6 protein-coding genes are annotated in these 8,980 nt (G+C 70.4%); 3 read left to right on the top strand and 3 right to left on the bottom strand.

Going from position 1 to position 8,980, the window contains the following annotated elements; translation table 11 throughout:
* Window positions 1-445 precede the first annotated feature (445 nt).
* Together Q8A52_RS40055 and ptsP are read left to right on the top strand one after the other, a co-directional pair.
* On the top strand, window positions 446-895 hold the full coding sequence (locus Q8A52_RS40055) for a PTS sugar transporter subunit IIA (RefSeq protein ID WP_316761243.1): 450 nt from the start codon (window positions 446-448) through the stop codon (window positions 893-895).
* 78 nt (window positions 896-973) lie between these two features.
* The gene (gene ptsP / locus Q8A52_RS40050) at window positions 974-2,644 is read left to right on the top strand and encodes a phosphoenolpyruvate--protein phosphotransferase (protein ID WP_316761259.1); all 1,671 of its coding nucleotides are present in this window, start codon (window positions 974-976) and stop codon (window positions 2,642-2,644) included.
* 70 nt (window positions 2,645-2,714) lie between these two features.
* Here the strand turns inward: ptsP and Q8A52_RS40045 are convergent, their stop codons facing one another.
* Window positions 2,715-3,608, bottom strand: a complete 894-nt coding sequence (locus tag Q8A52_RS40045; RefSeq protein ID WP_316761240.1) for a hypothetical protein — start codon at window positions 3,606-3,608, stop codon at window positions 2,715-2,717.
* Window positions 3,609-3,807: 199 nt separating this feature from the next.
* Window positions 3,808-5,775 carry an acetoacetate--CoA ligase gene (locus tag Q8A52_RS40040; protein ID WP_316761237.1) on the bottom strand — a complete coding sequence of 656 codons (1,968 nt, stop codon included), beginning with the start codon at window positions 5,773-5,775 and terminating at the stop codon, window positions 3,808-3,810.
* A gap of 213 nt (window positions 5,776-5,988) precedes the next feature.
* Between Q8A52_RS40040 and Q8A52_RS40035 the strand changes: the two genes are divergently transcribed.
* Window positions 5,989-8,349: a glycoside hydrolase family 31 protein gene (locus Q8A52_RS40035; protein WP_316761234.1), complete on the top strand. Its 2,361-nt coding sequence runs from the start codon at window positions 5,989-5,991 to the stop codon at window positions 8,347-8,349.
* A 7-nt stretch (window positions 8,350-8,356) separates the two neighbouring features.
* Here Q8A52_RS40035 and Q8A52_RS40030 read toward each other — a convergent pair whose 3' ends face one another.
* Window positions 8,357-8,890, bottom strand: a complete 534-nt coding sequence (locus Q8A52_RS40030; RefSeq protein WP_316761231.1) for an NUDIX domain-containing protein — start codon at window positions 8,888-8,890, stop codon at window positions 8,357-8,359.
* Window positions 8,891-8,980 lie beyond the last annotated feature (90 nt).

Genomic DNA, 8,980 nt, shown 5'->3' with positions numbered 1-8,980 from the left:
GAATGTCCGACGGACGGGGTATCAACATATCTGGCGTTGACTTTTGGCACGCTGTTGAGTTCTCAAGGAACGGACGCTTCCTTTGTACTCACCCTCTCGGGCTTTCCTCCGGGCGCTTCCCTTCGGTGTTCCGAACTCTATCAGTGTTTTTCCGTCTCTCTGACCACCATTCCGCAGACATGCAGAAGGAGACCCCGAGATTAGGATCTGACAAGTTGGGTGCTGCTGAGCAAGGACACTCGGTGGCGTCACTCGGTCTCAAGCAGGGGTACGACTGTACACGGGGCCCCGAAGCGGGTGCAAATCGATTGGACTGGTGGTCTAGACCACTAGCTGGTAGCTTTCATGCGGAACCCGTAGTTCATCTGTCATACGCTGCTGCTCAGCGCCCCGTCCGGGCTCACCGGCGACGGTATATATGCAGCTCCACCCTGGGAGGCTTGCCATGACCACCGTGACGTCCCCTCTTGCAGGACGCGCCATCGGACTGGCTTCCGTGCCGGATCCGGTCTTCTCCGGGGCCATGGTCGGCCCGGGCACGGCGATCGACCCCGTGCGTGAGCCTTCCGAGGCGGTGGCGCCGATGGACGGAGTCATCATCTCCCTGCATCCGCACGCCTTCGTCGTCGTCGACGCGCAGGGCCACGGCGTGCTCACCCACCTTGGTATCGACACCGTGCAGCTCAACGGCGAGGGCTTCGAACTGCTGGTCAGCAAGGGCGACACCGTGACGCGTGGTCAGGCCGTCGTGCGCTGGGACCCCGCCGCCGTCGAGGCCGCAGGGAAGTCCCCGATCTGCCCGATCGTGGCGCTGGAAGCCACCGCCGAGTCCCTCTCCGAACTCCGTGACGACGGCGATGTGAAGGCCGGCGACAGTCTCTTCGACTGGAAGTGACGTCAGTGCCGTCGTATGACGGCCAGTAGGACAACCACCGCGGCGGCGGGACCCGCCGCACTATCGGAGACGGGTGAGATGGAGACAACGCTGCGAGGCGTCGGCGTGAGCCACGGTGTGGCGATCGGCGAGGTTCGGCACATGGGAACGGCGGTGCTCGAGCCGCCTGCCAAGCAGATACCGGCGGAAGACGCGGAGCGCGAACAGGGGCGTGCCCGCCAGGCCGTGGAAGCTGTGGCGGCCGACTTGATTGCGCGCGGCAATCTGGCGGGCGGCGAAGCCCAGGCGGTGCTCGAGGCGCAGGCCATGATGGCCCAGGACCCCGAGCTGATCGCGGACGTGGATCGGCGAATCGCCGTCGGCAGCACGGCCGAGCGTGCCGTGTACGACGCGTTCGCCGCGTATCGGGAGCTGCTGGCGGCGGCCGGTGAGTACCTCGCCGGTCGCGTGGCCGATCTCGACGACGTGCGCAATCGTATTGTCGCCCGGCTGCTGGGGGTTCCCATGCCGGGTGTCCCGGACAGCGACGAGCCCTATGTGCTCGTGGCCCGTGACCTCGCGCCTGCCGACACGGCCCTGCTGGACCCGACCCTGGTGCTCGGTTTCGTCACCGAGGAGGGCGGGCCGACCAGCCACAGCGCGATCCTGGCGCGGGCGCTCGGCGTTCCGGCCGTGGTGGCGCTGCCGGGTGCCGGTGAGCTCGCCGAGGGCACGGTGATCGCCGTCGACGGCAGCACCGGGGACATCTTCGTGAATCCGAGCGAGGAGAAGAAGACGCAGCTCGAGGCCACGGCTGCGGAGCGCAAGGCCGCGCTGGCGGCATCGACCGGGCCGGGCGCCACCGCCGACGGACACAAGGTGCCACTGCTGGTCAACGTCGGTGGTCCGGCCGATGTGCCGGCCGCCCTGGAGGCGGGTGCCGAGGGTGTCGGTCTTTTCCGCACCGAGTTCCTCTTTCTCGACGACAGCAAGAACGCGCCGTCGGAGCAGAAGCAGGTCGACGCCTACCGGAAGGTCCTCGAAGCGTTCCCGGAGGGCCGTGTCGTCGTGCGTGTGCTGGACGCGGGTGCGGACAAGCCGCTGGACTTCCTGACTCCGGCGGACGAGCCGAACCCGGCGCTGGGCGTGCGTGGTCTGCGGACGCTCCTCGATCACCCCGAGATCCTGCGTACCCAGCTGACCGCGCTGGCGAAGGCCGCGGAGGGGCTGCCGGTCTATCTCGAGGTGATGGCCCCGATGGTGGCCGACCGGGCCGACGCGAGGGCGTTCGCCGATGCGTGCCGCGAGGCGGGGCTGCGGGCGAAGTTCGGCGCGATGGTGGAGATCCCCTCGGCCGCTCTGCGGGCGCGCTCGATCCTGCAGGAGGTCGAGTTCCTGTCGCTGGGAACCAATGACCTCGCGCAGTACACGTTCGCCGCCGACCGGCAGGTGGGTGCGGTGTCGCGGCTGCAGGACCCGTGGCAGCCCGCGCTGCTCGACCTGGTCGCGCTGTCCGCGGAGTCCGCGAAGGCCGAGGGCAAGAGCTGTGGTGTGTGCGGCGAGGCCGCGTCCGACCCGCTGCTGGCCTGTGTGCTGACGGGTCTGGGTGTCACCTCCCTCTCCATGGGTGCGGCGTCCATTCCTTATGTCCGGGCGACGCTGGCCAAGTACACGCTGGCCCAGTGCGAGCGCGCCGCTGCGGCCGCGCGGGCGGCGGACAGCGCCGAGGAGGCTCGCAGCGCGGCCCAGGCGGTGCTGTCCGGCGAGTAGGCAACACCGGTCACCGAAGGTGACTTTGTTCAGGGGCGCTCCGCCTGCGGGTGGGGCGCCCCTGATGTGTTCAGTGGCGGTGTCCGGGCGTCGTGTCCCCCTCTCCGAGATCGGGCGGCGCGCAGTAGTCGACACCGGATTCGGGGGAGATGAGGTCGCCGGATTCGATGTCGGTGCAGTAGGCGTCGAAGACCTCGCCCGCGGTGAGGGGTTCGAGGCCGTCTCCTCGCAGGCGCCAGCCGTAGATCCGGTCGGCGGTCCCCGGGGCGCTGGTGCGCATGACGAGTCCGCCGGGGCTGTGGGTGGCGATGCCCAGGGCGAGGACGGTGGTGAATTCGAGGGCCTCCGCCTCGTCCAGGTGTGTGTCGCCGTCGGTGTCCTGGTCGGCGTGGAGGACGGAGACGAGGGTTTCCGGTGGGCCGGAGACGCTGCAGACGAGGTGCCGGTTGCCGGGTGAGGCCGTTTCGATGATGCGGGCGAGGAGTTCGGCGGCGTGGGTGAAGGCGGCTCGGCCGATGTCCTCGCCGCAGCTGGGGCAGGGGCCGAGGCGGGCCAGCAAGGTGCTCGCGTATTCCCAGGTGGCCTGTCGGACGGCCTCGTCGACGAGGGCGGGCACGAGTTCGTCGAGGGCTTGGCCCTCGTAGGGGACGGTGGCGCCCGTGGCGGCCAGTTCCGCCGTGAAGCGAGCGCGGCTCGTCGGGGCGTCGGGGTCGAGGCCGGTCTCCGCGCAGAAGTCGGCGTACTCCTCGGGGTCGAACAGGGCCAGTGTGGTGTGGCTGCCCTGTGCGGCGCGGATCCTTAGGAGGGCCTCCATCTGCTGGAGATAGGTGATGTGGTCGTCGAAGGTGAAGCTGCGGTAGCGCCGCATGGCGCGGAAGTCGTGCTCGTCGGTCAGCAGGCCGATGGTGCCCGCGATCTCGCGGCGCAGAACGCGTCGCATGGTCTGGTGGTCGGTGTGCGCCATTGTTTCCCCCTGTGCGCAGACGATCAATGCTCACTCACAGTAATCGGCGGCACTGACAACGGGGGCGCTCGAGGTGGTCGCGGACCAGACGGTGCTGAATGAGGCAGGTCGCTGCCGGCGCGGGCGGGCCCCGGACTTCGCCACCCTGCTCGGTGAGTCCGAGGCCGCCCAGGGAGGTCGACCGGATCGTCCGGGGAGGTCAGGCGCGCTTGCGGGCCAGGTCCTCGTAGAAGTTCAGCAGGTCCAGGTTGTCGATGGAGCCGGGGTTGACCGCCTTCTCCAGCGGTGTGCCCTGGAGAAGGCGCTTGACCGGGACCTCGATGCGCTTTCCGGTGAGGGTGTGCGGCACGCCGGGCGCCTCGATGATCTCGTCGGGGACATGGCGCGGCGAGAGCTGTTCGCGGATGGCCTGCTTGATGCGGTTCAGGAGTGCCTCGTCGAGGACGGCTCCCGGGACGAGGTGCACGAAGAGCGGCATCCAGTAGCCGCCGTCGGGCTGTTCGATGCCGATGACCAGGGATTCCTTGATCTCGGGGAGCCGTTCGACGACCTCGTAGATATCGGCCGACCCCATACGCACGCCTTGGCGGTTGAGTGTGGAGTCGGAGCGGCCGTGGATGACGACGGAGCCGCGTGAGGTGACGGTGATCCAGTCGCCGTGGCGCCAGACGCCGGGGTAGGTGTCGAAGTAGCTCTCGTGGTAGCGACTGCCGTCCGGGTCGTTCCAGAACCGGATCGGCATGGAGGGCATGGGGTTGGTGACCACCAGCTCGCCCACCTCGTCGACGAGGGGTCTGCCGCTCGGGTCCCAGGACTGCAGGTCGGTGGCCAGGCTGGGCGCCTGGAGTTCGCCGGTGTACACCGGGAGCGTGGGTACTGCTCCCGCGAAGCAGGAGCACACGTCCGTGCCGCCGCTCACGGAGGCGATCCACAGGTCGTCGCGGACCTCGTCGTGCAGCCAGCGGAACCCGTCGGGCGGGAGGGGCGAGCCGGTCGTGGCGACGCACTGCACCTTGGACAGGTCGAAGTCGCGGGACGGGTGGACGCCCGCCTTGCGGCAGGCCATGACGTACGCGGCCGAGGTGCCGTACAGGGTGGCTCCCGTACGTTCGGCGATCCGCCACTGGGCGGCGGTGTCCGGGTAGCCGGGGCTGCCGTCGTACAGCACGATCGTCGTGCCCGTGAGCAGGCCGGAGACGAGGAAGTTCCACATCATCCAGCCGGTCGAGGTGTACCAGAAGAAACGGTCCTCGGGGCCCAGGTCGCAGTGCAGGCCGAGTTGTTTGAGGTGCTCGACGAGGATTCCGCCCTGGGACTGGACGATGGCCTTGGGCAGGCCGGTCGTGCCGGAGGAGTAGAGCACCCACAGGGGGTGGTCGAACGGGACCTGTTCGAAGACGGGCTCCGTGTCGGCGGACGTCAGGGCCGACCACTCCAGGGCGCCGTCGGGTGCGGTGCTGCCGAGGAGGGGGATGTGGACGACGGCGCGCAGGGTGGGCAGTTCGCGGCGCAGTTCGGCGACGATCTCGCGGCGGTCGTGCTCCTTGCCGCCGTAGCGGTAGCCGTCGACGGTGAACAGGACGACGGGTTCGACCTGCTGGAAGCGGTCGAGGACGCTGCGAGCGCCGAAGTCGGGCGCGCAGGAGGTCCACACGCCGCCCACGGCCGCCGTGGCAAGGAGGGCGACGACGGCCTGGGGGACGTTCGGGAGGTAGCCGCTGACCCGGTCCCCGGGGCGTACGCCGAGGGCGCGCAGTTCGGCGGCCAGGGAGGCCACCTGGCGGCGCAGTTCGGACCAGGTCACCGGGCTCGGCTCGTGGGTCTCGTCGACGTACAGGAGCGCGGGTTCGTCCCCGCGGGTCTCGGCGGCGCGCAGGGCGTGCTCGGCGTAGTTCAGGGTTGCCCCGGGGAACCATTGCGCGCCGGGCATGGAGCGCTCTCCCAGCACGCGCGCGTAGGGCGTCGAGAACCGTACGTCGAACCACTGCGTGAGGGCTTTCCAGAACGTGTCCAGCTGATCGACGGACCAGCGGTGAAGAGCCGCGTAGCCGCCTTCGGCGGGGGCGCCGTGGTGCTCGGCCGCCCAGGCCTGGAACCTGGTGATGCGTGCCTGGGCGATTTGCTCCGGATCTGGTTGCCAGAGCGGCAGGGGGTTCGCGGTCGACATGGGGCGGCTCCCGGACTGTGCGCGTTGTGGGCGTCGGTCGCGCACGGGCTGGGTTGTGCGCGTGACGCGGCTGACAGGGACGATGCCATGTGATCGACTTCTACACCAGGGTGCGCCCCACATAGTCCGTGTCGTGAAGATGTGGTCCTAGCACGGGTGAACGGCAGTTGAACGACACGCGCGCGTGGGGCGGTCAGTGGCAGGGTGAACAGCATGGACGGTCGTGACCTGGTGCGTTCGGTGATGGTGGTCGGTTCGACGGGGGCGGCTCAGGGTTTGCGTATCGTACGGGCCGCGTGGCGCAGGAGGCGTACCGACGCCGCGGGGCTGCCGCCACGCGGCGTCGAGCGCGCGCGTGTGCCCGGCCCGGTGCGGAGCGCGGAGCCCGGGCCGGGAGGCGGTGTCATCCGCTTCAGCCGGTCCGAGCTGCGGATCGTGGTCGCCGTGAACGGGGCCGTCTTCTGGGCCTGGGACGGGGCGGGCCCCGAGCCGTCGTACGCGCTCGCGGGACACAGTCCGGAGCCGGATCCGCGGGCGGTGCTGGAGCCGGACAAGGACGGCGGCTGGCGCGTCGTGGCGGAGCGGGCGACCGTCGTGGTCTCGCGGCACGGCGCGGTGGAGGTGTGCACGCCCGGCGGCGTGACGTTGCGGCGGGATCTGCCCCCGCGGTGGTGGGAGCCGGTCGGCGGTGGCACGGCGCGCTGGATGCAGCGCTCGGAGGTGGCCGCCGACGCGCGCGTCTTCGGGCTGGGTGGCCGCGCGTCGGGGCTCCGGTTGCGCGACGGGACGTATCGGTTGTGGAACACCGATCCCGGGCGTGCCTTCGGTCCCGGTGACGATCCGCTGTACATCACGATGCCGGTGCAGTTGGTGGTGGCCGACGCGGCCACGCACCTGGTGTTCCACGACTCCTCGTGGGACGGGACGGTGACGCTGCGGGAGGGTGAGGAGGGTGCCGGCTCCGGCCATGACCGGGCCGGGCGGTGCGAGCTCCGGATGGAGGGCGGTCCGCTGCGTTGCTGGGTGATCGTGGGTACGCCGGCGCGTGTGCTGCACGCCTGGGCCTCCCTGACGGGGGCACCCGCCGTGCCGCCGGAGTGGGCGCTCGGTCACCATCACGCGCGCTGGGGATTCGGCAGCGAGGACGAGGTACGGCGGATCGTCGCGGGCTACCGGGAGCGCGGTCTGCCGCTGGACGCCGTTCATCTGGACATCGACCACTACGACGCGCACCAGGTGTTCACCGTCGACCACGAGCACTTCCCCAAGCTGCCGGGGCTCGCGGAGGAGCTGCGGCGGGACGGTGTCAGACTGGTGTCGATCGTCGATCCCGCGGTGAAGGCCGCGCCGGGCAACGCCGTGTACGACGGTGGGAAGGCCGTGGACGCCTTCGTGCGGGACGCCTCGGGGCGGACGGTGCGGGGCGTGGTGTGGCCCGGCGAGTCGGTCTACCCGGACTTCACGCACGCACGCGTGCGGAAGTGGTGGGGCGGGCTCTACGAGGAGCGTCTCACTCAGGGTTTCGCGGGGTTCTGGCACGACATGAACGAGCCCACGTCCTTCACGGCCTTCGGCGAGTCGACGCTGCCGCGCTCGGCGCGGCACTCTCTGGAGGGTCGTGGAGGCGACCACAGGGAGGCGCACAACGTCTATGCCCTGTGCATGGCCAGGGCCGGCTACGAGGGGCTGCGTGAACTGGCCCCCCAGCAGCGGCCGTTCCTGTTCTCGCGCTCCGGCTGGGCCGGAATGCAGCGGTACGGGGGCACGTGGTCCGGGGACGTGGCCACCGGATGGCCGGGGCTGCGCGCGTCCCTGTCGCTCGTCATGGGGCTCGGGCTGTGCGGTGTGCCGTACTCGGGACCGGACGTGGGCGGGTTCGACGGGAGCCCGTCGCCTGAGCTTTTTCTGCGGTGGTTCCAGCTCGGCGCGTATCTGCCGCTGTTCCGGACGCACGCGAGTCTGCGGGCGGGGCGCAGGGAGCCGTGGGAGTTCGGCGCCGACGTGCTGGAGCACGCGCGCGTGGTGCTCGTCGAACGCCGGCGTCTGCTGCCGTACTTCATGACAGTGGCGCATCTGGCCCGCCGTACCGGCGCGCCCTATGTGCGGCCGCTGTGGTGGGGGGCGCCGGAGGACCGGGCGTTGCGCGACTGCGAGGACGCGTTCCTGCTGGGCGACTGCCTCCTGGTGGCGCCGGTGCTCGATCCGGGCGCGGACCGGCGTGCGGTGCAGCTGCCGCGGGGGCGTTGGTACGACACGGCGACGGGGCGGGTCTACGAAGGCCCGGGGCAGGTCCTGGTCGACGCTCCCTTGTCGCGGATTCCGGTGCTCGCGCGCGCGGGGGCCGTGCTGCCGGTGCGGGGCGACGACGGCTCGCTGGAACTGGAGGTGTGGGCGCCCCCACGTGGGCGGACCGGCGGCGGCCTGGTCGTGCCGGGCGCGGGCGACGGGTGGGACGAGCCTGAGATCGAGCGCTACGTCGCCCGCTGGGAGGGCCGGCGGGTGATGGTCACGCGGGAGGGCGAGGACGGCGTGAGCGAGCCGCCCTACTCGGTGCGCATACGGGGCCTGGGGTGAGCGCGGGTCAGTACCGGCCCTCGAACCATGCCCGCGCGGCCAGCGTGTGCAACGGGAAGGCGAGTTCCTCCGGCCTGCGCAGCAGATGCCAGCCCTCGGTCTCGTCGGTCGCATGGGAGGCCGGGAGTCCCTCGGCAGGGCGTTCCGGAAGGAGCCCGAAGAGCAGCAGGTGCCCGTCGGGTGAGCTCATCGCGTCGACGAGCCGCACGTCGCGGCTCACCGCGTCGATGCCTGTCTCCTCCTTGAGTTCGCGGACGACTGCCTGTCGCCAGTCCTCGCGGTCGTCGATGTAGCCACCGGGCAGTGCGGTACCCCCGCGCGCGGGGGCGATGTTCCGGGTGATGACGACCAGGGCGGTGCCCTTCGTGTCGTACACGGGCTGGAGTGCGATCGCGACCGGCAGGGGGTTGCGATAGGTGATCGTCCTGCAGGCAGGACAGGTGCGGGGCCAGCCGGAGACTCCGTCTCCGTAGGCCGCTCCGCAGCTCGAACAGTGCGAGCCTTGAGCGGAGTTGGCAGTTGGGTGCTGATTTTCGGACACGCGCGGACTGTATCCGATCGCAGGAACGACGTCTTCCGCCCGCCAGCCGGTGCTGAAACGAAGGGAACAGAAGGGGCGGCCGGAACCACC

The organism is Streptomyces herbicida, from assembly GCF_032656585.1.
In the GTDB taxonomy this organism is placed as follows: Bacteria; Actinomycetota; Actinomycetes; order Streptomycetales; family Streptomycetaceae; genus Streptomyces; species Streptomyces herbicida.
The sequence above is the reverse complement of the archived record's forward strand: the minus strand, read 5'-3'. Positions and strand labels throughout refer to the sequence as shown.

Coding starts and splice junctions, on each gene's coding strand:
- Q8A52_RS40045 (WP_316761240.1), bottom strand. CDS start 3,608: ATGGCGCACACCGACCACCAGACCATGCGACGCGTTCTGCGCCGCGAG.
- ptsP (WP_316761259.1), top strand. CDS start 974: ATGGAGACAACGCTGCGAGGCGTCGGCGTGAGCCACGGTGTGGCGATC.
- Q8A52_RS40055 (WP_316761243.1), top strand. CDS start 446: ATGACCACCGTGACGTCCCCTCTTGCAGGACGCGCCATCGGACTGGCT.
- Q8A52_RS40035 (WP_316761234.1), top strand. CDS start 5,989: ATGGACGGTCGTGACCTGGTGCGTTCGGTGATGGTGGTCGGTTCGACG.
- Q8A52_RS40040 (WP_316761237.1), bottom strand. CDS start 5,775: ATGTCGACCGCGAACCCCCTGCCGCTCTGGCAACCAGATCCGGAGCAA.